The organism is Pseudomonas sp. RL_5y_Pfl2_73 (genome assembly GCF_963970515.1).
Taxonomy (GTDB): Bacteria; Pseudomonadota; Gammaproteobacteria; order Pseudomonadales; family Pseudomonadaceae; genus Aquipseudomonas.
Genome location: NZ_CAXAPD010000112.1, coordinates 1 through 1,324 on the forward strand (window position 1 = coordinate 1; position 1,324 = coordinate 1,324).

The window sequence follows — 1,324 nt, forward strand, 5'->3', positions numbered from 1 at the left end:
CATCGTCACAGACACCCAAGACACCACTGGCCTGACACTCTCGGCAACTGACACTGTCGCCGAAGGTGGCTCGATCGTTTACACCGCTACCCTGACCAACGCCGCTGGCTCGCCTGTCACCGTGACCCTGAGCAACGGCGCCGTCATCAACATCGCCGCCGGTGCCACCACCGGCACCGTGACCGTCGACGCCCCAACAGACGACGTCTATAAAGACGCTGGCAAAGTTGAAGTCAGCATCGACAACGCCACCGGTGGTAACTTCGAGAACCTGGTTCCGAGCACCACGCCGGCGGTGACTGACGTCACCGACACCATCGACACCTCGACTGTCAGCCTGACCGCAACGTCCACCGTCGCTGAAGGCGGTACCGTGGTTTACACCGCCTCGGTCAACGCTCCGGTAACCGAAGCTCCGTTGGTTATCACCCTGTCGAACGGCCAGACCATCACCATCGCGGTCGGCGCCAGCTCCGCTTCGGTGAACTTCGTTACACCAAACGACGCCCTCGCCGGCGGCGATAACCTGAGCGTGAAGATCGACGACGCCCAGGGTGGCAACTACGAAAAACTGGACATCGATGGCACCCCGGCTAGCACCACCGTTACCGATGTGCAGGACACTACCGGCCTGACCTTGAGTGCGACCGATACCGTTGCTGAAGGCGGCTCCATCGTTTACACCGCTACCCTGACCAACCCGGCCCAAACCCCGGTGACCGTGACCCTGAGCAACGGCGCGACCATCAACATCGCCGCCGGTGCCACCACCGGCACCGTGACCGTCGACGCTCCAACAGACGACGTCTATAAAGACGCCGGCAAAGTTGAAGTCAGCATCGACAACGCCACCGGCGGTAACTTCGAGAACCTGGTTCCGAGCACCACGCCGGCGGTGACCGATGTCACCGACACCATCGACACCAGCACCGTTTCGCTCACAGCGACTTCGACTGTGGCCGAAGGCGGTACCGTGGTTTACACCGCTTCGGTCAATGCTCCGGTAACCGAGGCTCCGTTGGTTATCACCCTGTCGAACGGCCAGACCATCACCATCGCGGTCGGCGCCAGCAGTGGCAGCGTGAACTTCGTTACGCCAAACGACGCCCTCGCTGGCGGCGATAACCTGAGCGTGAAGATCGACGACGCCCAGGGTGGCAACTACGAAAAACTGGACATCGATGGCACCCCGGCTAACACCACCGTTACCGATGTGCAGGACACTACCGGCCTGACCTTGAGTGCGACCGATACCGTTGCTGAAGGCGGCTCCATCGTTTACACCGCTACCCTGACCAACGCCGCTGGCTCGCCTGTCACCGTG

The 1,324-nt window shown here is 61.8% G+C and carries 1 protein-coding gene; it reads left to right on the forward strand.

Annotation, left to right across the window (positions count from 1 at the left end):
• Positions 1-1,324: immunoglobulin-like domain-containing protein (locus tag AACY42_RS28455; RefSeq protein ID WP_339483831.1), on the forward strand; the 1,324-nt coding region annotated here is incomplete at both ends.